Genomic DNA, 25,931 nt, shown 5'->3' on the forward strand with positions numbered 1-25,931 from the left:
CGCGCGCCCCTCTATCCGATCTCGACCGTCACCTACCGGCGGTTACTTACCTTCGCCCCCGAACAGCGTCTTGACCATGTCGTCGACGTCGACGGTGCCCTCCACGGCGCCCTTCACCGTCGGGCCCATCTGCTCGACCACGGGCACGACACCGGCGGCCAGGTCGAGCACCTTCTGCGCCGGCTGCTCACCGCCGAGGTAGTCCTTGTTGAACGCCTGACCCGGCTCGTCGTCGCCCCAGGGGCAGGGGCGAGCACCGTTGAGCGTGTTGATCGTGCCGGCCAGGCCCCGCCAGCGGGCGGCCAGCCGGGCACCGGCGGCGCTGAGGGTGCTGGCCCCTTCCAGGGCGGCATCCGGCTTGACGAACGTTTCACGGAGCTCGGTCATCGCTTGTCCTCCCCGGGCAGGTCACTGTCCAGCTGACGGAAGATGCCGTCGAGGTCGTGGTCGATGTAGGCCTGGAACTGGCTGTCCGGCACGTACGGCCGCAAGAGCTGCTCGACGTCGGCCATCGCTTTCGCGGTGGCGCGGTGGATGGTCTCGGTGACCGTGGCGGACAGTTCCTTGGAGTTCGGTCGGCGGTAGATGCGCGGATCGAACTCGACCTTCGTCACCTGGCCACGCGGCCCGACGGTGACCGTGACCAGACCGTCCTCGGAGGTGACCGTCGCCTGCACGGCCTTGAGCTGCTGCTGGAGGTCTCCGACCCCGGAACGCATCCGCTCGAACTGAGCCATCAGTTCGTCGGCGCGGGCACGCAGCGCCTGCACGTCCATGGCGGTGTCCCTCCCCCGTTCGCGCCCATGACGACTCGACCATACTGAATGCGCGCCCCATCAGGGGATGGGCGAGGGGTCGTTAGGATTCACCGGCACCGGCGCACCGGAGGTGAGCAGCATGGCCCGTGGCCGTCCTATCACGACGTTCGCCCTGGTGGGGGCAGTGCTGACCACGGCGCTGACGGTTCCCGCACCGGCGTACGCCGCTCCGGAGATCTGTCAGAATCCCAGCGATCCCGGCGAGGTCAACACCGAGACGCCCTGGCACCAGCGGTGGCTCGCGCCGCAGCGGGTGTGGCCGTTCAGCACCGGCGCCGGGGTACGGATCGCGGTGATCGACTCCGGTACCGACAGCAGCCATCCGCAGTTGGCGGGGCGGGTCGACAGCGGGTTCGACGCGCTGCGTAATGCACCCGGCGGTGACGTGGACTGCGTCTCGCACGGTACGGCGGTCGCCAGCATCATCGTCGCCGCCCGGCAGGAGGGCGTCGGCTTCCACGGCCTGGCGCCAGACGCCACGATCGTGCCGATCCGGGTCAGCGAACGCAACGAGAGCACGGACACTGCTGGCGCCACCGTCGGCGGCACGGTCTTCGCGCAGGCCATCATGCGCGCGGTCGACGACGGCGCTGACGTGATCAACATGTCGGTGACGCTCTACCGCCCCGACCCGGACGTGCAGCGGGCGATCAAGTACGCGGTGGACAACGACGTCGTGCTGGTCGCCGCCGCCGGCAACCGGCATCAGGACGGTGCCCGACCCGACCCGGTGCCCTACCCCGCGAGCTACGACGGGGTCATCGGGGTCGGTGCCGTGGACCAGAACGGTGCCCGGATCCGCCAGTCCCAGATCGGGCCGTACGTGGACATCGTCGCGCCGGGTGGGGCGGTGGTCGCCGCGACCCGGTTGACCGGGCACGCCGCCTACGACGGCACCAGCTTCGCCACCCCGATGGTCAGCGCGACGGCCGCCCTGATCCGTGCCGCCGAGCCGAACCTGTCGGCGAAGGAGGTGACGCGGCGGATCCTGGCCACCGCCGACCCGGCCCGGGGTGACGCGGCACGCGGCTACGGCAGCGGAGTGGTCAACCCGTACCGGGCGGTCACCGAACGGTTGACAAGCGCGAAGCCGGTGGAGCAGCCGCCGCTGCCCGAGGTGCCCGTGGACGCGGCGGCACAGGCCCGCGAGCAACGGTGGGCACTGTTCGGCCGGTTGGCCCTCTGGATCGGTCTGGGCCTGGCCACGGTAGCGGTCGGCGTAGCGGTGCTGGCGGCGCTGCTGCCGCGCGGGCGGCGTACCCGGTGGCGGCCCACCCGGCCCGCCGCGCCACCGGACGACCGGCCGGAGATCGACGAGCCGGAGGAGGTCTTCTTCCGGGTGCCCACCTCGACCTCACGGGAATGACCGCACCACCGGCGCGATCTGCGGTGCGGACGATGATGGCCCGGCGCTCGGCCGGGCCATCGGGTGCAGCGTTCGGGTGACTCAGCCGCCGAACTTGGCGCGGTTGGCCGCCTCGCGGGCCTGCATCTTGCCCGCCGACTCGCGCAGCGCCCGCTCGATCCTGCCCAGCAGGTCACGCAGGTCGTTGGCGGCCGACTCCCATTCGCGCTGACGCTGGAAGTACGCCTCGCGGGCGTCGCCGTCCCAGGTGGCCAGTAGCGGGGCGATGCCCGACTTGAGGCCCTCCAGCTCACTCGTCATGTTCCGGACCGAACTGCCGCAGCTGTCGGCAGCCGCGTTCAGACCGGCGAAGTTGTACCGGATTTCCATCGTGATTCCCCCCGTCAGAGCTTCAGAGCCGCAGTGATCTGACCGGCGGTGGCACCGGCGCTGTCCATGTCGGCCCGGATCTCCTCGTCACTGACGTCGTAGTCCTTACCGGCGGAGCCGACAGCCTCGGCGATCGCGCGCAGCGCGACGTTGAGCCGGGCCATGTCCTGGTCGAACCGCTCACGAACCTGCTGGAACGAACCCGCACCAGCACCCTTCCACTGGTCGTAGAGCGGTGCGAGCTGGTCCATCAGCCCGTTCAGGTTGCTGGTGAGCCGATCGGCGACGGCATCGACGTCACCCTCGGTCTTCAGCATCAAGCCGGTGTCGGTACGCATCGACATGGCGGAAGTCACCCCCGTCCTCGTTGGATCGCCCCGCGACACCGGGGGCGGTCTGTCAGTCAGCGCTTACGCACCATCGTCACTGAAAAGGTATCGGGTTGCGTCGAGCCCGCGCTAGACCGCGGACCAGGGTGCCACTCCAATGTGGCTGGTTTTCGTCACTCCGGGTCGATGACCTGTTTCGCCGTGGTCGGATCGAGCGCCGGCCCGGCAGGTAGGCGAACCACCAGGCTGGCGGGCAGGCGGATCGGCCGCAACCCCGAGTAACCGAGCATCGCCGGCACCCCCTCGGAGGCCAGCGGATAGCGGTAGCCCAGATCGGTGACCAGGTTCAGGGTGCCGCCGTCCTGGTCGGGCGACGAGAGCGCGGCGACAAGCACACCGTAGCCGGGCTCGATGACCACCCGGTCGGCAAGCGGTATGCCGCTGCCGGTCTGCTCCCGGGTGCGCACCGGTTCGCGTACCGGCTCGACCTGGGCGTCGAGCAGCACCGTCGGCTCGTCCTGATCCGGCTGGTAGGCGGCGCAGATCGCCGGGTCGCTCCCGCTCAGTCGGGCGATGTCGGGTCGCTGCTCCGGCGCGCGGTGCCGCCCCTGCTGCGGTGCCGACGCCTTCGGTGCGGCTGCGGCCGTACCGGCGGCGAGGTCGATCGGCGCCGGCTTCGTCCCGTCCGGGTACGCGGCCTGCGTCTCGCCGTCGGCAAGCAGGACGTCCGCCTCGACGGGGGTGATCGGGACCAGCCGCTCCCGTTCGACGACGTAGTACTGGCGGCTGTCGTTCTGGCTCCTGACCACGTAGACCTGACCGACTCGGGCGTCCGGCAGCGCCGTCGAGGCAGCGCCACGGTCGGTGACCCGTCGCGGGGTGATGGGCTCACCGGCGGGCAACGCGTTCAGCCATGCCCCACCGACCTCCACCACCGGCTCGGCGGTCATCACGAGACCCTCCAGCACGACCTTGTCGTTGCGGATCTCGTAGCGGTGGTCGCGCCACACCAGATGCAGGCGCTTGGTCTTACGGTCGCGGACCAGCAGCGCGGCGTCGCCCGGTTCCCGGCCACCGACGGGTGCCCGGCCGACAGTGAGCACTGTGGTGGCGACGATCCCGCCGGCCGGGTCCCGGGCTGGCTGGGTGCACAGCGTCCAGGGTCCGTCCAGGATCCGACTCGGCGCCGGCAACGCGTCCGGTGCGTCCGGGATGCCGATGCGCGGTCCGCGAGGCGTACCGACCAACGAGTTGCGGGACACCGAGACCGTCGGGGCGGCCGACTCCAGGGCCAGCAGGGCGGACGCGTAGTTGACCACCGGATGCAGTCGGCCCTCCCGGTACAGGTACCGGGTGCCGGTCTCCTTCTCCAGGATGACTCCGGCACCGTCCTTCCACTTTGTCGCCCCACCCGGACGCAGCAGCCCGTACACGCCCACCGCCGCGAGGCAGAGCACCGCCACCATGACGCTGGCGAAGCCGGCACCACCCAGCCGGCGGAACGGCGCCGCCTCCGGGTCCGGCTCCCGCGCCACCAGGGCAGAGGTCATCCGCTGCACGAAGAACTGGTACGACTGGACCTGATCCCGCCGCGACGGCATGGCACCCTCCCCCTGGCGTACGCCGTGCGGTCACGACCGCCGGACCGCGGTGCCTACCATAGGCACGATGTCGAGCCAGCCGGTCTCCGCACTCGACGCCGACCGTCGACGTCGACCACGGCAGCCCGAGGAGCGCAACGATGATCAGTCGCGACGAGGCCCTGGAGATCGCCCGCCAGTGGGCCGGCGCCGGCCGCCCCGAGCCCGCCCCCGAGGTCTTCCTGCACGAGTTCGACCTGGGCTATGTCGCCTGGCGGGCCGAACCTGCGCCTGCCGCCACCGACGGGCCGCCGGCTCCGCCGCCCGCCACCGGCTACCCCCGGGCGGTCATCGACCGGGAGACCGGCGAGGTGTCCCAGTGGCCGTCCCTACCCGAGCAGACGATCGCCGAGCGGTACGCGAGTCGCCGCGCCGCCGAAGGGCGGTTCCCGCCGGACGTACGCCACGTGTTGGAGTCCGCCGGCTGGTTTCCCGGCCGTGACGTCACCTCGGCGGTCGAGCACTGGATGGTCCGGTTCGCCGACGACCTGGCGGGCCTGGACTGCCCGCCGGCCGCGCGGGCGGCGCTTGTCGAGTTCGGTGGCCTGACGCTGCCGCAGTTCGGCAGGACCGGCCGAGCCGGTGCCGGCTTCACCAGCTACCTCCATCCCACCCGGGGCGGGGTGGTGACCGAGGGGGCGCGGGGCTTCGCCGAGGAGTACGGCACCCCGGTCTACCCGATCGGCAACAACGAGGACGGCCCGTCCGAGCTGGTGATGGACGCCCAGGGGCGGGTCTTCCTGCTGCACTGGGCCGACGAGTTCCTCGTCGGGCCGGATCTCGACTCGGCCGTCGTCAACCTGATCCGGGGCGGCGAGATGACCGAGGCGAGCGACCTCGACTGGTGACCCTGCCAGTCAGCCGTTGATCGCCCGCATGAACGCGTACAGACCCAGCACGCTGCAGGCCACCGGCACCACGGCGAGTTGGAGCAGGATGTCGAGCACGTCGCCGAGCCGGGCCAGCCGGGGCGACGGGGCTCGGCGGCTGTAGGCGAGCCCGGCAGCAGCCGAGATCCCGGCCGCGACAAGCGCCACCGGCAGCACCGCCAGGACCCGGGTGGCGGTGGACGCGTCGGCGGCACCGACCAGAGGCAGCAGGCCGAGGCCCACCAGGCCGACCGCCAGCAGCGGAACCCGGTGCCGGACGGTCGTCACCAGCCGTGCCCGCAGCAGGTAGCCGAGCGAGATCACGGCGGCGAGCAGTAGCGCGGCGACCGTGCCGGTCGCGGTGAGCACCACCAGGCAGCCGATGGTGACCAGGAACGCGCCGAAGATCATGCCGGTGAGCACCTCGTCGGCTCGGGCGGTGGCCTGGTAGATCACCTCCCGCTTCGGTTGCGGCTCGTCGCGCAGCAGGTCGTCGGCGGTACGCGGCAACGCCGGCATCGGCATCTTGCCCAGTCGTACGGACAGCAGCGGCATGGCCGGCAGCAGCAGGACGACCGCGCTGATCACCACGGCGCTGCCCTGCGCGGCATCCATCGAGCCGAGGGCGAGCAGCCCGCCCACCATGCCCCAGAACCCGACGAAGACCGCCGCCACGAAGACCCGGGTCGCGTCCCCCACGCCGAGCAGGCCGAGCAGCCCGGACAGCAGCAGCACCGCCGAACCGAGCAGGATGTGTGGTGCGCCCAACGCCCACACCGACTCGCCGGTGCCGATCACCAGCACCCCACCGACGAAGGCGTAGGGCAGGCCGGCGGCGGCGAGCACCGCACCGGCAAGGGAGTCGGCCATCGCCCGGGACAGCACGATCCCGCCGATCAGCAACAGCGTGGCCGCGCCGAGGGCCACCGCACCGCCGAGCCAACCGGGTTGCTCAGAGGTCACGATCACGGCCAGCCCGAGCAGCAGCAGCACGCCGGCCACGATCAGGCCGGTCAACCGGGTGGCGAACGGGGTCCAGGCCACGCCACGGCGGCGGGCACCGTCGGCCACGGCCTCCATCAGGTCGTCGTACGCCAACTCGGGCCACTCGGTGCGGCGCGGCACCAGGTGCAGCGTCTCGCCGTCGCGGACATTCTGGGCGGCCAGCGTACGCGTCAGATCGACGGCGCTGCCGTCGCTGCGGCGCAGCGCCCAACCACCGTGGGAGGTGCCGTCCGAGGGTTCCTCGTCGGCTTGACGCAACACCGCCGGCAGCAGCCCGACGAGCGGCAGATGCTCGGGCAGAGCTAGATCCAGTCGCCGCTTGGGGGCGGCGACAGCGATACGCGCGAGTCCGGTTCCGGCCTGGGTGACCACTGACGACCCCTCGATACGAGGAGCGGGCCGATGCGGCCCGCGGCTGTCCTGACGGGAGAAGGCTACCTACCATGTGCCGGTGACGCGGGGTGCCGGTTCGCGGCGGTGGCCGAGCGTGCGGGGGTGCCGGGCGTGACCACCACGCCCAGGAGAGGCAACGGAGGTCTGTCACGTGAGCACGGTCGTCGTCAAACGACCCGCCCGACAGCCGGAACCGGAGTATCCCTCCGGCGAGGTGCTCCTGGAAGCACCACCGGAGGTGCCTGCACCCAGCGGTAAGGCGTGGGGGCAGATGATGATGCTGCTGCCGATGCTCGCGGGTTCCTTCGCGATGGCCCTGATGTTCGCCGGTCGCGGCGGCTCGACCCTCGGCTATGTCACAGGTGGCCTGTTCGGACTCTCCGCCATCGGCATGCTCGGCGCGCAGCTGACGAACAACTCCGGCGGCCCGAGCAAGCAGGAGATGCTGCAGAAGCGCCGGGAGTACATGGCGCACCTGTCGCGGCAGCGCCGACGCGTCCTCAAGACGGTCCGTCGGCAGCGTGAGGCCGCCTTCTACCGGCATCCGGATCCGGACACGCTCTGGTCCCTGCCGCTGGGGCCCCGGCTGTGGGAACGGCGACGTGGCGACGTGGACTTCGCCACCGTCCGGATCGGACTCGGGCCGCAGGAACTGGCCACTCCGCTGGTGCCGCCACCGGCCACGTCGCTGGAGAAGCTGGAGCCGATGTGCGCGCTGGCGCTGCGCCGGTTCCTCACCACGTACGGCGAGGTGCCGGACCTGCCGGTGACCATGGCATTGAACGGGTTCGCCCGGGTACACCTGCGCGGCGACATCGACGCGGCCCGGGGCCTGGTGCGGGCCCTGCTCGCCCAGACGACGGCCTTCCACGCCCCGGACGACATGCTCGTCGCGGTCTGCGTCTCCGCAGAGCGCCGGGCCGACTGGGAGTGGACGAAGTGGTTGCCGCACGCGCTGCACCCGTCGCGTACGGACGCGCTCGGTCAACTGCGGTTGGTGTCGTCCTCGGTGACCGGCCTGGAGGCGATGCTCGACGACGTGCTGGCCAGCCGGCCCCGGTTCAACGCCAGCGGCGGATCGTCCCAGGTCGGCGGGCCGCACGTACTTGTGATCATCGACGGGGGCGACACCGCGGGTTCGGATCACCTGATGACCGACGGCGGCGTCGAGGGCGTGACCCTGCTCGACCTGTCCAGCCCGGCACCCCGGATGTTCGACCGGGCGCGCCTGGTGCTGGACGTGGCGGCCGATCGTCAGCTGCACGGTGTCACCGTCGACGGTTCGGCGCAGATCGGTCGGGCCGACGACTGCCAGGTGGCGGAGATCGAGGCGTTGGCCATGCAGTTGGCCCCGCTGCGGCTGTCGGCTGCCTCCCGTGGCGGTGGCGACACCCCGCTGACCGGTGAGTTGGGCCTGGCCGATCTGCTCGACATCGGCGACCCGTACGAGTTCGACGTCGATCGGGCCTGGCAGCCGCGACCCAACCGGGACCGGCTGCGGGTGCCGATCGGGGTGGGTGCCGACGGTGGGCCGGTGGAGCTGGACCTGAAGGAGTCGGCGCAGGACGGCATGGGCCCGCACGGGCTGCTCATCGGCGCCACCGGCTCCGGCAAGTCCGAGCTGCTGCGCACCCTGGTGCTGGCGTTGGCCGCGACGCACTCGTCGGAGAACCTCAACTTCGTCCTTGTCGACTTCAAGGGTGGCGCCACCTTCACCCGGCTGGACGGGTTGCCGCACACCAGCGCGGTGATCACCAACCTGGCCGACGAGCTGCCGCTGGTGGACCGGATGACCGACGCCATCAACGGCGAGCTGGTCCGCCGGCAGGAGTTGCTGCGGTCGGCGGGCAACTACGCCTCCCAGCGCGACTACGAGAAGGCGCGGGCGGCGGGCGCTCCGCTGTCGCCGCTGCCGAGCCTGCTGATCATCTGCGACGAGTTCTCCGAGCTGCTCACCGCGAAGCCCGACTTCATCGACATGTTCGTGCAGATCGGTCGGGTGGGTCGGTCGCTCGGCGTGCACCTGCTGCTGGCTTCGCAGCGGCTGGAGGAGGGGCGGCTGCGCGGGCTGGACACCCACCTGTCGTACCGGATCGGTCTGCGGACCTTCTCGGCGATGGAGTCGCGGGTGGTGCTCGGCGCGACCGACGCGTACGAGCTGCCCCGATCTCCCGGGCACGGGTACCTGCGCTTCGGCACCGAGCCGCTGGTCCGGTTCAAGGCCGCGTACGTCTCCGGCGCCTACCGCAGCAAGACCGCCGCGGCGGTGGCGGCCGGTGACGGCGAGGACCGGGTACGCGAGTACACCACCAGCTACGTCGCCCCGCCGGTGACCCGTACGCCGAAGGAGGAGCAGCCGCCCGAGCCGGCCGACGGGGTCGGTGAGAGCGTGCTGGACATCCTGGTCGGGCGGCTCGCCGGCCGGGGCAAGCCGGCCCACCAGGTGTGGCTTCCGCCGCTGGCCGAGCCGCCGACGCTTGATCAGTTGCTGCCGCCGCTGACCGCCGACCCGGCCCGTGGGGTGACCGTGGCGCACGCCGGTCTGCTCGGCGAGTTGCAGGTGGCCGTCGGCATCGTCGACAAGCCCTTCGAGCAGCGCCGGGACGTGCTCTGGTTCGACCTGGCCGGCGCGGCCGGCCACGCGGTGATCGTCGGCGGGCCGCAGAGCGGCCGGAGCACCCTGCTGCGCACCATGGTCACCTCGTTGGCGCTGACCCACACTCCCCGGGAAGCCCAGGTGTACTGCCTCGACCTGGGCAGCAGCGCACTGTCGTCGCTGCGGGACCTGCCCCATGTCGGTTCGGTGGCGACCCGGCTGGACGCGGGCCTGGTCCGGCGTACGGTCGCCGAGCTTCAACTGCTGATGGGTGAGCGGGAGCGGCGTTTCGCCGAGCGGGGTGTCGACTCGATGGCCGAGTACCGGCGGGCCCGTCGGCACGGGCAGCACGGCGACGACCCGTTCGGCGACGTCTTCCTGATCATCGACGGCTGGGCGACGTTGCGCGCGGAGTTCGAGGACCTGGAACCGACGATCAACGACATCGCCAACCGGGGGCTGTCCTTCGGCATCCACCTGATCGTCACCGCCGGCCGTTGGATGGACCTCCGCCCGGCCGTACGGGACGTCTTCGGCACCCGCCTGGAGCTGCGGCTGGCCGACGCCAGCGACTCCAACCTGGACCGTCGAGCGGCGCTCAACGTGCCGGACAAGGCACCGGGGCGCGGCATCACGCCGGACGGGCAGCAGTTCCTCGCGGCGCTGCCGCGTATCGACGGCGCGCAGGAAACGGAGACACTGCCCGAGGGGGCCCGCAAGCTGGCCACCGACCTGGCTGCCGCCTGGCAGGGCCCGGGTGCCCCACCGATCCGGCTGCTCCCGCCGAACGTCCCGCACGGCAGCCTGCCGCACACCGGGCAGGCCGGGATCCCGATCGGCATCGCCGAGGTCGACCTCGCGCCGGTGCACCTGGACTTCACCGCCGACCCGCACTTCATCCTCTTCGGCGACGGCGAGTCGGGTAAGAGCACCTTCCTGCGGGCGCTGGCGCAGACCATCGTCGACAGCCACGAGTTGACCGAGGCGCGGCTGGTCATCGTCGACTACCGGCGTAGCCTGCTGGGCGACATCGAGACCCCGCACGTCATCGGGTACGGCTCGACGGCGCAGATCACCGAGAGCATCGTCACCGAGGTCGCCGCCGTGATGCGGGACCGGCTGCCGCCGGCGGACATCAACGCCGAACGGCTGCGGGCCCGGGACTGGTGGAAGGGCCCCGACCTGTACGTGCTTGTCGACGACTACGACCTGGTCGCCGGCGCGGGCAGCAACCCACTGACACCCCTGCTGGAGTTCCTGCCCCAGGCCCGGGACATCGGTCTGCACCTCATCATCGCCCGCCGCACCGGCGGCGCGAGCCGGGCGCTCTACGAGCCGGTGCTGATGCGGTTGCGGGAGATCAGCACCCCCGGCATCGTGATGTCCGGCAACCGCGACGAGGGTGTGCTGCTCGGCACGGTACGGCCCGGACCGCTGCCGCCGGGTCGCGGCTGGCTGGTGTCCCGACGGGGTGGCACCCGACTGGTGCAGTTGGTGAACCTTCCGCCTCGTGCATAGGCGGCGTACGGGGTTGCCCGACCGGACTACCGTCGGCCAGAGTGGACCTACGGTACGCGGTCGGGTCGCTCCGGTAGCCGGAGTTCGGGTCGGCCGCGCCAGCACCGTGTGAGCGGGACGGGGGAGGGACCATGGGCGGCGAGTGGCTCGTCAACGAGAACATCGACGTCGACGTCAACCAGTTGCAGGACTTCGCCAGGGCCATTCAGAAGGAGCTGGACACCAACTTCCAGCCCAGCTTCGAGAACGGTCTGCAACCGATGCTCACCGTGCAGGCGCCCTTCGGCGGCGGCGGGATGAAAGAGGCCGCGTTCTTCCGGGGCCGGCACGACGAGAGCCGGATGGCCGTGTCGCACCTGATGGGCGATGTGATCAAGGGTCTGACCGCGCTCAGCGCGGCGGCCACCTCCATCTCCGGCGAATACCTGCTGGGCGACGCAATGGCCGAGGCCACGAACGACGACGTGTACAACGCCTTCAACGCGGTGGACGGCCAGAACACCCTCAGCGGCAAGTGGCAGCAGGAGGGCGACCCGATGGAGAAGATCCCCGAGCAGGCGAGGAATCCGGAGGTCGTCGGGCCGTACCACGGGATGGACTCCTGCCCCACCGAGGACACCCGTGAGCAGGCACCCAAGTGGGCCGCGGGAGACACCGTGGGTGAGGGTCCGGGCGCGTACCAGATCGAGGCCGAGGACCAGCGCATGCACGGCGAGGAATTCCGACTGGACCAGTCCAACCTGCGATGACGGCTGCCAGGAGCGGGGGACCTGAGGAGCGGGGATGACCGACGACTACTACGGCTACAGGCCGATCAGCTACCCGGCGTACGGGGGCATGCGCGATGACTACGCAGCCGACCGCGCGGCCCAGGCGACGCCGTACCAGCCCACCGACTGGGACGGCGTCACCATCGAGCAGATGTGGGAGTACGTCCGCAAGGAGAGTGACGAGCGCACCGTGGCGCTCGCCGAGATGTGGCGGCGGGCGGCGAGTCTGCTGGAGTCGACCAGGGACAACCTCAAGCGGCACGCCGACGCGCTCGGCGCCAGGTGGAACTCTCCCGCCTCCCGGGTCTTCATGTCGAAGGTGGGTGCCACCCTGCACTCGCTCGACGAGTGGAAGAACGTGGCCAGCAGCAACGCCACCGGTCTGGACCAGTTGGCGCGCAAGATCTCGACCACGCAGCGGGAGATGACTCAGCTCTGGCTGGAGTACAAGGCCGAGCAGCAGCATCAGCAGGACGTCTACGAGAAGGACAAGGCCAAGATCACCTTCAGCGACATCTTCGGCGACAAGCACAAGTCGTACGAGGAGGTCCAGAAGGAGTTCCACAAGCGCGCCAAGAACATCACCAAGCCGCTCGCCGACATGTACATCGACGTGTACATCTCGAACATCTCGCGGGGCGGCAAGTTCAAGGGCCCGACCGAGGCGGCCCTCTTCGACGGCAGGACCGCACCCGGCGGCCCGGGGCGAACCGGCGGCCCGACCCGGCCGGGTGCCGTCCCGCCGGGTGCGCGGGGCACGCGGCCGGACCGGCCGGAGATGCCGAACCGGCCGGAGCAACCGACCCAGCCGGAGGTGGGTGCTCGGCCGCCGCAGCCCGGTGCGCCGACGCTGCCCGACGGCGTCGACCTCGCCGGTGGCACCGCAACCGTGGCTCCGCCGGGACCCGCGCCCACCCCGCCGCCGGTCACCGCCGCGCCGAACGCGCCCGGAACACCCGGCCCGCCGGTACCGCCGGTGGTGCCGCCGGGACAACGGCCTGGCGGCGGCGGTCCGGGCACGCCGAACCCGGGTGGCCGGCCCAACGCTCCCCGGGCCACCCTGCCGGGCTCGGGTGGCGCTTCCGGGCCGGGTGGTGGTCGCGGCCCCGCACCGAACCGTCCGACGCTGCCCGGTGCGGGCGGCGGCTCCGGCGCGCCGGCCAGCGGCCGGCGTGGGCCCGCACCGAACCGTCCGACGTTGCCGGGCAACACGGGTGCCCCCGGGCGTCCTGGCACCGGTGCGCTTCGCCCGAAGCCGTCGGCCAGCCCGCCACCGTCCAGCCCGCGTCTACCGGGCTCCACGGCACCGTCCGGCCAGCGGGGCGCAGCCTCGGGTCGGCCCGCCGCGCCACCGCCGAGCCTCGGTGGTCAACGCGGTGCGACCCCCGGCACCCCGTCCAAGGCGGGCGGGCCGCTCGGCAGCCGCCCCGCCACCCCGCCGGGTGGTCGGGCCAGCGGTCCGGGTGCGCCGGGCAGTGCCGGTCGGCCCGCTCTGAGTGGTCGTACCGGTGCCCCACGGCCGGCACCGACCACCGGGCCGGGTCCGTCGCTCAGCGGCCGGCGCGGCGCTGCGGCCGCACCTGGCCCGCGCAAGGGCGCCCAGCACGACCTGGAGCAGGAGACCTGGGAGTACGGCGACGGCGACGACGAACTGTGGGTCACCGACTCCTCCGCCGTCGGGGTCGTCGAGGCACCGGCGGAGCACCGGCCTCGGGAGCAGGGCAGGACGCTCGGCCAGAGTTGAACACGGACGGGCCAGTCACCGCCGCATCGGTGACTGGCCCGTACCATGCGGTGAACGCCCGTTTTCGGCCGTCCCGTGACGAACGAACCACAAAGGAAGGTAGGACGGGCATGCGTGTCCTCACCCGACCGACTGCCGTCCTGGCGCTCAGCACCGTGAGTGCCCTGGCGCTGCTGACCCTGCCCGCGGCACCGGCCCTGGCGGATTCCACCCGCGACAACTCGTGGCACGTCAAGGCCCTGGAGTTGCCCGAGCTGCACAAGATCACCCAGGGCGAGGGTGTCGTGGTGGCGGTGGTGGACACCGGGGTCGACGCGAAACACCGGGACCTGAAGAACAACCTGCTGCCCGGCGCGGATCTCTACGACGACGACACCAAGGGCGGTGTCGACCGGGTGGGCCACGGCACCGGGATGGCGTCGCTGATCGCCGGGCACGGGCATGGGCCGGGCGGCCGCGACGGGGTGCTCGGCGTCGCGCCGAAGGCCAAGATCCTGCCGGTGACGATCAAGAGTGAGCGGAGCCCGCTGATCGCACCCACGGCGCTCGCCGCCGGGATCAACTGGGCGATCGACAACGGCGCGGACATCATCAACGTGTCGCTGGGCAGCAGCTTCAACGAGGAACTGGACCGCGCGGTTGCCCGGGCGTACCAGCGCAACGTGGTGGTGGTCGCCGCCGTGGGCAACCGCGAGGACATGATCATCAGCAACCCGGCCCGGCACCCGGCCACGATCGCCGTCAACGGCACCGACCGCAAGGGCGTCATCAGCAAGGAGGCCGCGCTGCCGGCCGAAGAGGTGAGCATCGCCGCGCCGGGTGAAGACATCGTCCAGGCCGCACCGGGCGACAAGTACGTCACCTCGCTCGGCAGCAGCAGCAGCGCCGCACTCGTCTCGGGTGCCATGGCCCTGGTCAAGTCCAAGTACCCGGACCTGAACGCGTACGAGCTGTTCGAGCGGCTGCTGGAGACCGCGCGGGACGCCGGTGACCCCGGCCGGGACCTGGACTACGGGTGGGGCGTGCTCGACCTGCGCACGGCGCTGACCGGTGAGCCCGACGGCCGGGCCAGCCCACGGGCCAGTGCCCCGCCGTCGGCCCAACTCGAACCGTGGCAGGTCAACCCTCGCGAACGCGAGGACGGCATCCTGATCTTCGTGTGGGCCGCCATCCTCGTCGTGCTCGTCGGCGGGGGCGTCGCCACCGTCTGGATGCTGCGCGACCGGTCGCGGCGTCGGCAGGCCGCACTCGCCGACGACCACGACCACGAGCCCGTGCCGGTGGGAACCGCTCTCGGCGATGGGCCGCCGAACGACCCGGGCCAGCCTGCGGAGACCACGGACGACGTCTGGCGGCGGCCTCCCGGCTGAGCCATCGGACCTCAGGAGGTCACACCCATGTCGACCACCCCGACCGGAGCGTCTCCGCCGCCGCCCGGTCGACGGCCGATCGTCGTCACGCTTGCCGTCGTCCTGATGGTGCCGTCGATCGTGACCTGGTTGATCGCCGGCATCGCCTTCTTCCGGGCGATGCTTGCCGCCGAGGGCACCGGGCTGGGTCGCGTCCTGGTGGTCGGCATCGGCGCGGGGGTGCTCGCGATCGCGCTGCTGATGGTGCTGCTCGCCGCGCTCGGGATACTCATGGCGTGGACCGGTGACAGCGCACAGGGGCTGGCCGTGCCGGCAGGCTTCACCTTCGGGTTGTTCGTCGTCGTCATCGTCGTACTGCTGGTGCAGGGCAAACTGACCTTCGAGCCGACGATGGTCACCCCACTTGTCGTGGGCGGGCTGGCCGGCGTGGCACTGGCCCTGGTCAAGAGCCCGCCGGCACGCGCCTGGTTCGCCGTCCGGCGGCGCTGACCCCGACGTCCAGGCCGGTCAGGCGGGTGACCAGCGGCGGGCGGTGGCGTCGAAGCGGGCCAGGAACTCGTCCCGGCCGTCCTGGTGCAGGCAGCGCAGTTCGGTACCGTCCGGGACGGCCAACGACTCCATGCGCGGCTGCCCCTGGCCCCACTCCGGCGGCGTGCTCTCGTCGGGCGGCCAGCGCAGCACGGCCACCCACTCGTCCGACTCCTCGAAGGGCGAGCCCGGGCCGAGCAGTCCCAGCCGCCGGTAGAGCCGGACCGGGGTGTCCCGCCCGGGGCCGTACCAGGCGTGCACCAGGCCGGCCGCGCGGTCGTACCCGTCGTCGAGATAGGACGCGAGGTAGCGGTGCGGGATGACCAGTTGCAGCCGCAGCGGGGCGTCCGGATCGGGGCCCTCGTCGACGTTGTCGACCGTCGGCTCCGCCGCTGGGCGGGGCGCAGGTACGCCCACCGTCGAGGGGTCGGCGTACGCGGCGCTCACCCGCCGGGTCCGCTCCTGCTCGGCGGCGTCGTCGAGGACGTGACGCAGCTCGCCGAGCCAGTCACGTAGGGTCAGCACCGCCTCGCCGGGCAGCGCCGCGGCCAGCGGTGTCTCCGGGTTGAGCGACAACTGCCAGGACGCGTCCGGCCAGTGTTCGGTGAGCTGGAGACTGCTGACCGCCACCAGGTCGTGATCGCCGAGCGCCTGCCGCAGCCGGACCTCCGAGGTGAAGACCGGCAGGCTCGGCCGGCCCTGCTCGTCCGGCAGACACCACCAGGGGAAATCGGGATCCCCGAGGTCACGGGTCGCCGGCCCGTCGGGCCGCAGGGGGAGCAGGAGTTCGGTCCGCAGCAGCGCGGACATCAGGGCGTCCGGATCCTGTTGGCGGACCGCCTCCCGCAGCGGCCGTTCCGCCTCGACCAGGGCGGCGGCGAGGCTGGTGAGTTCGTCGGCGGTCAGCCGTACGGCGATGGGCAGGCCGGCGTTCACGGCCAGCATCCAGCGCTCGTCGGGCCAGTCGACGGCGAGATCGGTCAGCACCGACACCCGGTAGGTGACGTCCTGGCCGGGCAGCCCGGCGGCGATCGCCGCCGGAGACGTGTAGGCCATCACGTGGGTGACGCCCTCGTGGTGCCCCGTCGGCCAGGGCACCGGCGTTCCGGCGGTCGCCGCCGCCGGCACCGGCAGCAGTAACGGCCCGGAGGCGAGCGCGGCGAGGAATGCCGTGTCGTCCTCCTGCTCGGCGGCGGCCAGCAGCGCGCGTTCGGTGACGGTGGTCGGTTGCCAGCCGGTGGCGGTGATCGGTTGCGGGTCGGTCACCAGCTGCCGTCCTCGCGTACCCGGGACGGTTGGCGGCCGAGCAGCAGCGTGCCGAGCGCCTCGTCGACACCCTCCCCGAGGAACCAGTCACCCGTGTGATCAAGCACGAACACCCGGCCCTGCTCGTCGATGGCGAGGATGCCGGTGCCGTCACCCTCCTCACCGAGCGGACTGAGCGGTGCCCCGGTCACCGAGGCCAACTCCGCAAGCGTTTCCACGCAATGGCGGACCCGGAACGGGTCGAGGTGGATGTCGCTCGGCGCGATCTGCTCACCCTCGCCCTGCGGGTGCAGCCGCAACCCACCGAACTCGGCGTACGCCCGCACGGCGGCACTCGTCATGACGTGCTGGCGGCCGTCGGGGGTGGCGTCGGCGGCGATGCGCAGCGCCCACTCGCGGGCCCGCTCCTCGTCGCGCCGTCCGGGTGACCAGCCGGCAGCGGCGAGGATCTCGGCCACCTGGGGCGGAAAGCGCTCGGTCATGTCAACGCCTCCATACCGCACCAGTCCAGCAGGGCGGCGCACGATCGGCAGGGCGGCTGGACCTCGCCGTGCCGCGGGTCGCCCTCCTCCCGTACCCGGGTCAGTCGCACCTTCGCCCCCCACAGCAGCGCGCGGGCCCGGGCGGCGTCGACCGGCGGCCCGTCCGCCTCGGCGGCGTACAGCCGGTCGGATATCAGCACCGGCTCGGCGCACCAGCCGGTGAACCGCTCCCGTTGCCCGACCGGCAGCCCGTGCAGGAACCGCCGGACGATCGGATGCAACTCCGGTGCCGTCCGGCCGCGTACGGAGGTGTGCGTGTGGATGGTCCCGTCGACCAGCAGTGCACCCGCCACCAGCGGCAGCGTCCGCAGCTCGGTCATCCGTCCCCCCGCAGTCGAGAGTGTCCCGGCACCAGAAGTCGACCAGGGCGCCCGACGCAGCCTAGCGAGCGGGGCTCCATGGCATGGACCGGCTGGGATATCGTCGGCCCAACCCCTCATCGCCGTACGAAGCCCGGAGTCATGACGCGCACCCTTCTCGTCGCCCCGGATCAGCCCGGCGCCTACCCCTCCATCGGGGAGGCTCTGGCGGTGGCCGGCGACGACACAGTCGTCTCGGTCAGCCCTGGCACCTACTACGAGGCGCTGTTCGTCAACGACCGTGCGGTCACCGTCGTCGCCGCGCAGGGCGTCGGAACGGTCACCATCGACGCCTCCTCCGGGGCGTACCCGACGGTTTCCTGCAACTCGGGTCGGCTGGAGTTGCGCGACCTCGCGCTCAAGGCGGGCGACGCGCCGGTGGTGGTCGGCGACCGGGCCACGCTCACCATGAGCGGCTGCGAACTGAGCGCCGGCTTCGGTGCGGCCATCCAGGTGGCCGGCCGCTCCGAGTTCACCCTGACCCGCTGCCGGGTCACCGGCGGGCGGTACGGCCTGGTCGTCGAGGACTCCGACGGCACCGTCGAGGGCTGCGAGTTCGCCGACCTCAGCGAGGACGGCATCATCGTGCGCATCGGGGCCGCCCCGACGATCCGCACCAGCACGGTGACCCGCTGCGGCAACCGAGGCATCTACATCTACCAGTACGGTCGGCCGACGATCGAGGCCTGCGACATCTCCCAGACCGGGCACGCCGGGGTGGCGGTGGTGCACCAGAGCGCCCCCGTGCTGCGGCGCTGCCGGATCCGGGACACGCGTGGGCCGGCGATCTCCTTCGCCCGTGGCTGCCAGGGCACGGTCGAGGAGTGCACCACCGAGAACACCGCCCAGCCGGCGATCGAGGTCGCCGAGGGGGCCGCGCCGACCATCGTGGAGGGTACGGCGAGCCGGAAGGCGACCTACGGTGCGGACGCCGCGCGGGCCGCCACCCCGCAGGACACCGCCCGGGTGGACAAGCTGCTGGCCGAGTTGGAACAGATGGTCGGCCTGGAGTCGGTGAAGGACGAGGTCCGGGCCCTCATCGACGAGATCCAGGTCAACGAGTGGCGACGCAGCGCCGGGCTGCCGGTCGGTGCGGTCAGCCATCACCTCATCTTCGCGGGTGCGCCCGGTACGGGTAAGACCACCGTGGCCCGCATCTACGGTGACCTGCTCGCCGCGTTGGGTGCGCTGCCCGGCGGCCCGTTCCGCGAGGTGTCGCGGCGGGACCTGGTCGGTCAGTACATCGGCCACACCGCCGAGAAGACCGCCGCCGCGTTCGAGCAGGCGCGCGGTGGCGTGCTCTTCGTCGACGAGGCGTACACCCTGTCCCGGTCCTCCGGCAGTGGCGGTGACTTCGGGCAGGAGGCGATCGACACGCTTGTCAAGCTGATGGAGGATCACCGCGACGAGATCGCGGTGATCGCCGCCGGCTACACCGGCGAGATGCTCCAGTTCCTCGACGCCAACCCCGGCCTGGCCTCCCGTTTCGCCAAGACGATCGAGTTCGGCAACTACAGTCCCGACCAGCTCGTCGTCATCGTGGAGCGGATGGCCGGTGGCGACGAGTACCTGCTCGCCGAGGGCGTGACCGACGTGCTCCGGGAGCACTTCGGCACGATCGAGCGGGACCAGAACTTCGGCAACGCCCGCGAGGCCCGCAAGCTGTTCGAGGGCGTACGCAAGGCGCAGGCGCAGCGGCTGCGCCAGTCCGGCCAGCGACCCAGTCTCGACGAGTTGCGTACCGTGACCGTAGCCGACGTGCGTACCGCGATCGGCCGTTGATCATGTCGGGCCGGTCAGGGAGGGGCGCGCGGTGACTCATCCGGGCGCGGCGCGACCGGGGGATCCGGGTTGGCAGCATCAGCCGGAGGACACGGCACCGCCGGCACAGCGCGCTGTCCCTCCACAGCAGACCGGCGTTCCGGCACAGCGAGCGGTCCCTGCTCAGCAGACCGGCGTTCCGGCACCCACGGTCGGTGGGACCGCGGGACAGGCCTGGGCCACCCAGCGGGGACAGGGCCGGGCGACGGTCGGCACCGCGTACCGAAGCCAGGCCGCCACCCCGACGTCGGCCGCCGTGCCGACGGCTCAGGCCGCCCAAGCGGCCCAAGCAGCGCAGGCGGCGCAGGTCGCCCCGGCCGCTCGGACTGCGGCGACCGACGCCGCGCCGCCGGCAGATCAGGCACAGCCCACGGCAGCGACCGCCCCGGTGGTACGCCCCTACCGGCGACCGTTGCGCATCGCCGGCATCCACGTCGCTCAGCTGGTCGCCTGGCAGGCCGGCGCGGCGGGGGTGCTGGCCGCGGCCGGGCACGGCACCCTGCTGACCGTCGGGGTCGGCGCTGCGGTGCTGCTGCTGCTCGCCCCGACCGTGCTGCGCTACCGCGGTCGGTGGATGTACCAGTGGTTGGTCCTCTGGTGGGGTTATCGGCGTCGCCGCCGGCAGCTCGCCGCGACGGGGCCGGACACCCGGTGGCAGTTGCTCACCCATCTTGAGAACAGCGTCGAGCTCGAACAGGTCGAGATCGACGACCAACCCGCCGTGCTGCTGGCCCACCGGGGTGGGCTCAGCGCCGTGCTGGAGGTCGACCCGACCGAGGGTGCCCTGCTGGTGGGCTCTCCGCAGTCCCTGCCACCCCCGGTGTCACTGCTTCCGGCGACCGATCCCCAGGCGCCACCGGTGACGGTGCAGGTGTTGATCCAGGTCACCCCGGCACCCCGGGTGCGCGCGGCGGCGGTGGAGCGGGCGTACCGCGAGCTGACCGAGGGCAGTGTGCCCGCCAGCCGGCAGGCGTGGGTGGTGCTGCAGGCACCCCGTACCCCCGATTTTCATGCCGACCGTGACCTGCGGCCGGCGCTGACCGCGGCGATCCGCCGGACCCGACGCCAGCTTCGCCAGGATCGGGTGACCGCCCGTCTGCTCAACCGCGACGAGGTGCTGGCCGCCGTCGCCAACCTGACCCATCTGACCGGTGAGCCGGTGGTCGGTGACCGCCCGTTGGCCCGGGAAGGGTGGCGCAGTTGGTCGGCGCAGGGCACTCCGCAGAGCTGCCACCGGCTGCTCGACTGGCCCGACCGGGTCTGGAACGTGGACCCGCTGCTGCGTGGGCTGCCCGCCGCGGCGGCCGTGGTGTCGATCGCGGTGGCCCGGGAACCGGATCGTGGGGGTGCCGACGACGCCGTGGTGGAGGTGGCCTTCCGGTTGATCGGTGCGGACGCCGCCGCCCTGACCGCCGCCGACGCCGCGCTGCACGAGGCGATCCGTGGTCACGGTGGTCGCCTGCAACGACTCGACGGCGAGCATGCCCGGGGCGTCGCCGCCACCCTGCCGCTCGGAGGTTTCCTGCGGTGAACACCGTCTCCTTCCCGGGCAGCCGGATCGGCCTGCACGTCACCGACGGGCCCACGGTGGCCGGCCTGCGCCTGGTTGCCGGCGGGGGCGGGCTGGTGGTGGGCCGCAATCGCCAGCAGGAGCCGGTCGGCCTGCGGCTGTTCCGGGCCGAGCCCACCCGGCTGATGTTGACCGGCGGGGTACGCGCCGCGGAACTGCTCGCCTTCCGGGCCCTGGCGCTCGGTGCCCGGCTGTTCATCCAGACCGCTCGCGAGCAGGAGTGGGACGCCTTCCTGCGCCGCTGCGTCATCGGCCGGGAGATCGCCTCGTTCCTTCCGCCCGGGGTGCCGCCACCGCTGCCGGCGACGCCGACCGAGCCTCAGCTCGTCGTGATCGACACCGGCCCGGTGACCGGGCCGGACACCAACCTGAGCGCGCCGTGGCGGGCGACCCTGGTGGTCCGCGACGACCTGGCCGGCTGGGATGTCGAGGTGCTGGTACGCAGCGACATCGTGGTGCTCCAGCGACTCACCGCGCCCGAGGCCGCCACCGCGGCGAACGCCCTCGGCCTGGTCAGCGTGCAGAGCTGGTTCACCCAGCTCCATCCGGAAATGGTCGGCCTGATCACGAAGGGAAAGGTGCAGTGGGTCATGCTCAGCATGACCGGCACCGAACGGCAACTGATCGGGCCGGTCGCCCGCGGGGGTTGAGCCGCCGGACGGCTCCGGAATTCACTGTCAATATCGCGATTCGCGCACGATCACGCAGGCCAATGCCGTGACGGCTACCGCCTCGTTTCGCGAATAAGTACATCTGGTGGCTCCCGCGCGGACACTTGTGCCGCTTATCCTCCACCGGTCTAACACCCTCGGAGGCCCCGCGGAGGCCCAGCAGATGCAGCTACGAAAAAGCAGGCGGCAACTCACAATCTCGGGCGTACTGGTCACCGCCACCGCGCTCTTATTGGGCAGTGGCACCACCGCTTTCGCCGCGCCCGCGTCAGCTACACCGTTCCTCAGCGAGATCCACTATGACAACGCCGGCACCGACGTCGGCGAGGCGATCGAGATCGAGGCGCCGGTCGGCTTCGACCTGAGCGGCTGGCAGATCGTCCTCTACAACGGCGGAAACGGGGCGGCGTACAACACCCGGACGCTCACCGGCACGGTGCCGGAGTCCGGTGTGGTCGTCGCCGAGTACCCGGTCAACGGCATCCAGAACGGTGATCCCGACGGTGTCGCGCTGGTCTCGCCCAGAAACTCGGTGAGCGAGTTCATCACCTACGGTGGCACCTTCACCGCTGTCGGCGGACCGGCGAACGGCATGGCCGGCACCGACATCGGGGTCAAGGAGTCGAGCAGCACCCCCGTCGGGCACTCGCTCCAGAAGATCGACGGGGTCTGGAAGGCACCGGCTCCGAACAGCTTCGGCGTCCGCAACACCGCTGGCGGCGACCCGGGACCGGGCGACCCGGACGTCGGCTGTGACGTCGCGGTCAGCCACACCATCGCCCAGGTCCAGGGCTCCGGCACCACCACGCCGGTGGCCGGCAGCCGGGTCACCGTCGAGGGCGTCGTCACCGCCGACCACCGCACCGGTGGCTACAACGGCGTGTACGTGCAGACGGCGGGCAGCGGCGGGGAGCGTACGGTCGCCGCCGGCACCGCCTCGGACGGCATCTTCGTCTACCTGACCACGAACACCGCCAACCACCCGGCGGTCACGATCGGTGACCGGGTCCGGGTCAGCGGTACGGCGAGCGAGTTCAACGGGCTCACCCAGCTCAGCATCGCCACCCGTGGCGACGTGCAGGTGTGCGAGCAGGGTGCGCCGCTGCCCGCTCCGGTCCCGGTGGAGCTTCCGCTCACCGACGACGCGCGCGAGTCGGTCGAGTCGATGCTTGTCGCCCCGGTCGGCGCGTACGCCGTCTCCGAGGTCTACAACACCAACCGCTACGGCGAGGTGGCCCTCGCCGCCGGTGACAAGCCGGCGCTGACCCCGACCGATGTGGCTCGGCCCGGCTCGGCGGAGGCCCGCCAGATCGCCGCCGACAACAAGGCCCGCCGCATCCTGCTCGACGACGGCAGGACGACGAACCTGTCCACCGCCGGGCTGCTGCCGCCGTACGTGTCGAAGGACAGCCCGCTGCGGGTCGGCGACTCGGTCGAGGCGTTCGGGCCGTCGGTGCTGTCGTACGCCTTCGAAGAGTGGCGTCTGCAGCCCACCCGCCCGGTCGACGCGGACACCCGTCCGGGCGACCGGACCACCTTCAAGGTCACCAACCCGCGTACCGCCGCCCCGGTCAACGTCGGCGGCGACCTGCGGGTGGCCAGCTTCAACGTGTTGAACTACTTCGTGCACTTCGGTGGCGACGCGCGTGGCGCGGCCAACGAGGCCGCGTTGGCCAAGCAGGAGGCGAAGATCGTTTCGGCGATCAGCGCGCTTGACGCCGACGTGGTCGCACTGGAGGAGATCGAGAACTCGGTCCGGTTCAGCTCCTCGGACCCGCAGCGGGCGCTCAAGCGCCTGGTCGCCGCCCTGAACACGGCGGACGGCGCGGGCACCTGGGACTACGTTCGCACCCCGACCGAGCTGCCGGGCGCCGCCCAGCAGGACTTCATCACCACCGCGATCATCTTCAAGCCGGCCAAGGCGCAGCCCAAGGGCGCGTCGCGGTCGGTGAACGACGAGAGCGTCTGGTTCAACGCCCGCGAGCCGATCGCGCAGACCTTCACCGCCGGGCCGCTCGACTTCGTGGTGGTGGCCAACCACTTCAAGTCCAAGAGCGGTGCCGGTTCCGGCGACAACGCCGACACCGGTGACGGTCAGGGTGGTTGGAACGGTGACCGGGTCCGACAGGCCACCGCGCTTGCCACCTTCGTGGACCAGGTGAAGGCCGACAGCGACACCGACAACGTGCTGCTGCTGGGTGACTTCAACGCGTACACCCAGGAGGACCCGATGCAGGTCCTCTACGGCAGGGACTACCGCAACCTCAACAACACCGGGAAGACCAGCTACGTCTTCAACGGTGAGTCCGGCTCGCTCGACCACGCGCTGGCCTCGCCGTCGCTTGCCGATCGGGTCACCGGCGTGGACGTGTGGCAGATCAACGCGGTCGAGTCGTACGCCTTCCAGTACGACGGGCTGGCTGCCTTCTACGCACCGGACCCGTACCGGGCCAGCGACCACAACCCGCTTGTCGTCGGGATCAACACCGGGGCCAGCCCGGTCGACCTGCAACTGCTGAGCATCAACGACTTCCACGGCCGGCTGGAGTCACCGGCCACCGTGGGTGGTCAGCCGGCCGGTGGGGCGGCTCAGCTCGCCGGGCTGGTGAACCAGTTGCGGGCGCAGAACCCGAACACCGCGTTCGTGTCGGCGGGCGACAACATCGGCGCGTCCACCTTCATCTCGGCGATCGACGACGACAACCCGACGATCGACGCGTTGAACGCGGCCGGTCTGATCGCCTCGGCGGTCGGTAACCACGAGTTCGACAAGGGCATGACCGACCTGACCGGACGGGTCACCGACCGGGCGGACTTCCCGCTGCTGGGTGCCAACGTGTACCGGGACGACACCCGGGCGCTGCCGGCGTACTCGGTCAGCAGCATCGGTGGTGTCCAGGTCGGCTTCGTCGGTGTGGTCACCGAGCAGACCGGCTCGCTGGTCAGCCCGGACGGCATCGCCGGCATCACCTTCCGCGACCCGGTGGCCGAGGCCAACCTCGTCGCCGGTCAGCTCAAGGACGGCAACCCCGCCAACGGTGAGGCCGACGTGGTGGTGCTGCTCGCCCACGAGGGGGCCGCCACGGAGAACATCGACTCGGCCGAGGCGCTGGCGAACGACCCGGTCTTCGGCAAGTTCACCCGGGTCGACGCCACCATCGACGCCATCTTCAGCGGCCACACCCACCAGCCGTACGCCTTCGAGGTCCCGGTTCCGGGTACCGACAAGCTGCGTCCGGTGGTGCAGGCCGAGGACTACGGCAAGCGGCTGGGCAAGGTCACCCTGACCTTCGACCCGGAGTCGAACTCGGTCACCGCCGCCGACGCCTCGCTCGTCGACGTGGTCGGTGCGCCGCAGGACCCGACGGTGGCCGACATCGTGGCCACCGCCAAGGTGCGGGCGCAGGAGCTGGGCCAGCGGCAGCTGGGCGAGATCACCGCCGACATCCGTCGGGCCTACACCGACGGCAACGAGGACCGGGGCAGGGAGTCGGCGCTCGGCAACTTCATCGCCGACGTGCAGCTCGCCGGCACCTCCGCCCCCGGTCGGGGTGGGGCCCAGATCGCCTTCATGAACCCGGGTGGTCTGCGGGCCGACCTGCTGTACCGCACCGACGGCACGGTGACCTACGCCGACGCCTTCTCCGTCCAGCCGTTCTCCAACGACGTGGTCACCAAGTCCTACACGGGTGCGGAGATCAAGCAGGTGTTGGAGCAGCAGTGGCAGCCGACCGGCGCGTCCCGGCCGGTGCTGTGGCTGGGTGTGTCGAAGGGCTTCAGCTACACCTACGACCCGCAGGCCGAGCGCGGCTCGCGGATCACCTCGATGCAGCTCAACGGTGTACCGATCGACCCGGCGGCCACGTACCGGGTGACGGTGAACTCGTTCCTCGCCTCCGGTGGGGACAACTTCACCACGCTCGGCGGCGGCACCAACCCGGCGACGACCGGCGACAACGACCTCACCATGCTTGTCGACTACCTCGCCGCCAACTCGCCGGTCACCGCCGACACCACGCCCCGCTCCACCATCGGGCAGGGCGGCCCGGCGTGGGAGGTCGAGGTGCAGGCCCGCACCCAGTGCGTCGGCAGCAACGCGTACGTCTCGGTCAGCGCCCGCAACGCCGACGACGTGGCGCTGAGCATCGAGCTGGTCACGCCGTACGGGTCGCGCGTCGTCGCCGACGTCGCCCCGGGCAAGACGGCGTACCAGGCGTTCAACAGCCGGGCGAAGACGGTCGCGGCCGGTACCTCGACGGTGAAGATCACCGGTACCGTCAACGGCCAGCCGGCGACGATCCAGGTGGAGTCGGCGTACGCCGCGATCACCTGCGGCTAGTTCTCGTAGGGGTGGCGGCGACCCTGCCGCCACCCCACCCCCCATCGA

The 25,931-nt window shown here is 71.6% G+C and carries 20 protein-coding genes; 11 read left to right on the plus strand and 9 right to left on the minus strand.

The window, feature by feature from the left end; genetic code table 11:
- Positions 1-42 precede the first annotated feature (42 nt).
- Both C1A38_RS18590 and C1A38_RS18595 read right to left on the minus strand, forming a co-directional pair.
- Complete coding sequence (locus tag C1A38_RS18590; RefSeq protein WP_102659045.1) at positions 43-387, minus strand: hypothetical protein; 345 nt, start codon at positions 385-387, stop codon at positions 43-45.
- Positions 384-776 (minus strand): YbaB/EbfC family nucleoid-associated protein, encoded by a 393-nt coding sequence (locus C1A38_RS18595; protein WP_102659046.1) that lies wholly within the window; start codon positions 774-776, stop codon positions 384-386. Before C1A38_RS18595 ends, C1A38_RS18590 begins: the two co-directional genes overlap by 4 nt.
- Before the next feature lie 121 nt (positions 777-897).
- On the opposite strand from C1A38_RS18595, the gene mycP (C1A38_RS18600) reads away from it, so the two are divergent.
- Positions 898-2,184 carry a type VII secretion-associated serine protease mycosin gene (gene mycP, locus C1A38_RS18600; RefSeq protein WP_102659082.1) on the plus strand — a complete coding sequence of 429 codons (1,287 nt, stop codon included), beginning with the start codon at positions 898-900 and terminating at the stop codon, positions 2,182-2,184.
- Between the two features lie 81 nt (positions 2,185-2,265).
- Here mycP (C1A38_RS18600) and C1A38_RS18605 read toward each other — a convergent pair whose 3' ends face one another.
- The 3 genes from C1A38_RS18605 to eccB form a co-directional block, all read right to left on the minus strand.
- Positions 2,266-2,553: a WXG100 family type VII secretion target gene (locus C1A38_RS18605; protein ID WP_013736415.1), complete on the minus strand. Its 288-nt coding sequence runs from the start codon at positions 2,551-2,553 to the stop codon at positions 2,266-2,268.
- Between the two features lie 14 nt (positions 2,554-2,567).
- Positions 2,568-2,897: a WXG100 family type VII secretion target gene (locus C1A38_RS18610; protein WP_013736416.1), complete on the minus strand. Its 330-nt coding sequence runs from the start codon at positions 2,895-2,897 to the stop codon at positions 2,568-2,570.
- A gap of 158 nt (positions 2,898-3,055) precedes the next feature.
- Positions 3,056-4,483 carry a type VII secretion protein EccB gene (eccB, locus tag C1A38_RS18615; RefSeq protein ID WP_102659047.1) on the minus strand — a complete coding sequence of 476 codons (1,428 nt, stop codon included), beginning with the start codon at positions 4,481-4,483 and terminating at the stop codon, positions 3,056-3,058.
- 140 nt (positions 4,484-4,623) lie between these two features.
- Here eccB and C1A38_RS18620 point away from each other — a divergent pair, with 140 nt between their 5' ends.
- Complete coding sequence (locus C1A38_RS18620; protein WP_102659048.1) at positions 4,624-5,370, plus strand: SUKH-3 domain-containing protein; 747 nt, start codon at positions 4,624-4,626, stop codon at positions 5,368-5,370.
- Between the two features lie 9 nt (positions 5,371-5,379).
- Here the strand turns inward: C1A38_RS18620 and eccD are convergent, their stop codons facing one another.
- Positions 5,380-6,768: a type VII secretion integral membrane protein EccD gene (gene eccD / locus C1A38_RS18625; RefSeq protein WP_102659049.1), complete on the minus strand. Its 1,389-nt coding sequence runs from the start codon at positions 6,766-6,768 to the stop codon at positions 5,380-5,382.
- A 172-nt stretch (positions 6,769-6,940) separates the two neighbouring features.
- Between eccD and eccCa the strand changes: the two genes are divergently transcribed.
- The 5 genes from eccCa to C1A38_RS18650 all read left to right on the plus strand — a co-directional run bounded on the left by eccCa (position 6,941) and on the right by C1A38_RS18650 (position 15,276).
- Positions 6,941-10,903, plus strand: a complete 3,963-nt coding sequence (gene eccCa / locus C1A38_RS18630) for a type VII secretion protein EccCa (protein WP_102659050.1) — start codon at positions 6,941-6,943, stop codon at positions 10,901-10,903.
- Positions 10,904-11,034: 131 nt separating this feature from the next.
- Positions 11,035-11,652 carry a hypothetical protein gene (locus C1A38_RS18635; protein WP_102659051.1) on the plus strand — a complete coding sequence of 206 codons (618 nt, stop codon included), beginning with the start codon at positions 11,035-11,037 and terminating at the stop codon, positions 11,650-11,652.
- A 34-nt stretch (positions 11,653-11,686) separates the two neighbouring features.
- Complete coding sequence (locus C1A38_RS18640) at positions 11,687-13,417, plus strand: hypothetical protein (protein ID WP_102659052.1); 1,731 nt, start codon at positions 11,687-11,689, stop codon at positions 13,415-13,417.
- 110 nt (positions 13,418-13,527) lie between these two features.
- Positions 13,528-14,787 carry a type VII secretion-associated serine protease mycosin gene (mycP, locus tag C1A38_RS18645; protein ID WP_102659053.1) on the plus strand — a complete coding sequence of 420 codons (1,260 nt, stop codon included), beginning with the start codon at positions 13,528-13,530 and terminating at the stop codon, positions 14,785-14,787.
- 27 nt (positions 14,788-14,814) lie between these two features.
- Positions 14,815-15,276: a hypothetical protein gene (locus tag C1A38_RS18650; protein WP_102659054.1), complete on the plus strand. Its 462-nt coding sequence runs from the start codon at positions 14,815-14,817 to the stop codon at positions 15,274-15,276.
- A gap of 18 nt (positions 15,277-15,294) precedes the next feature.
- On the opposite strand, the gene C1A38_RS18655 is transcribed toward C1A38_RS18650, so the two are convergent.
- The 3 genes from C1A38_RS18655 to C1A38_RS18665 are packed head-to-tail and all read right to left on the minus strand — an operon-like array spanning position 15,295 to position 17,443.
- A complete protein-coding gene (locus C1A38_RS18655; protein WP_102659055.1) occupies positions 15,295-16,581 on the minus strand; it encodes an SseB family protein in 1,287 nt (428 codons plus the stop codon).
- Positions 16,578-17,063 (minus strand): SUKH-3 domain-containing protein, encoded by a 486-nt coding sequence (locus C1A38_RS18660; RefSeq protein WP_102659056.1) that lies wholly within the window; start codon positions 17,061-17,063, stop codon positions 16,578-16,580. Before C1A38_RS18660 ends, C1A38_RS18655 begins: the two co-directional genes overlap by 4 nt.
- The gene (locus C1A38_RS18665) at positions 17,060-17,443 is read right to left on the minus strand and encodes a YwqJ-related putative deaminase (RefSeq protein ID WP_102659057.1); all 384 of its coding nucleotides are present in this window, start codon (positions 17,441-17,443) and stop codon (positions 17,060-17,062) included. Before C1A38_RS18665 ends, C1A38_RS18660 begins: the two co-directional genes overlap by 4 nt.
- A 141-nt stretch (positions 17,444-17,584) precedes the next feature.
- On the opposite strand from C1A38_RS18665, the gene C1A38_RS18670 reads away from it, so the two are divergent.
- The 4 genes from C1A38_RS18670 to C1A38_RS18685 all read left to right on the plus strand — a co-directional run bounded on the left by C1A38_RS18670 (position 17,585) and on the right by C1A38_RS18685 (position 25,883).
- A complete protein-coding gene (locus C1A38_RS18670) occupies positions 17,585-19,264 on the plus strand; it encodes a right-handed parallel beta-helix repeat-containing protein (protein ID WP_102659058.1) in 1,680 nt (559 codons plus the stop codon).
- Positions 19,265-19,295: 31 nt separating this feature from the next.
- The gene (eccE, locus tag C1A38_RS18675; protein ID WP_146017577.1) at positions 19,296-20,834 is read left to right on the plus strand and encodes a type VII secretion protein EccE; all 1,539 of its coding nucleotides are present in this window, start codon (positions 19,296-19,298) and stop codon (positions 20,832-20,834) included.
- The gene (locus C1A38_RS18680) at positions 20,831-21,523 is read left to right on the plus strand and encodes a hypothetical protein (RefSeq protein ID WP_043722296.1); all 693 of its coding nucleotides are present in this window, start codon (positions 20,831-20,833) and stop codon (positions 21,521-21,523) included. Before eccE ends, C1A38_RS18680 begins: the two co-directional genes overlap by 4 nt.
- A 184-nt stretch (positions 21,524-21,707) precedes the next feature.
- A complete protein-coding gene (locus tag C1A38_RS18685) occupies positions 21,708-25,883 on the plus strand; it encodes an ExeM/NucH family extracellular endonuclease (protein WP_233196895.1) in 4,176 nt (1,391 codons plus the stop codon).
- The last annotated feature ends 48 nt before the right edge of the window (positions 25,884-25,931 follow it).

This window comes from Verrucosispora sp. ts21 (assembly GCF_002879555.1).
Lineage (GTDB): Bacteria > Actinomycetota > Actinomycetes > Mycobacteriales > Micromonosporaceae > Micromonospora > Micromonospora gifhornensis.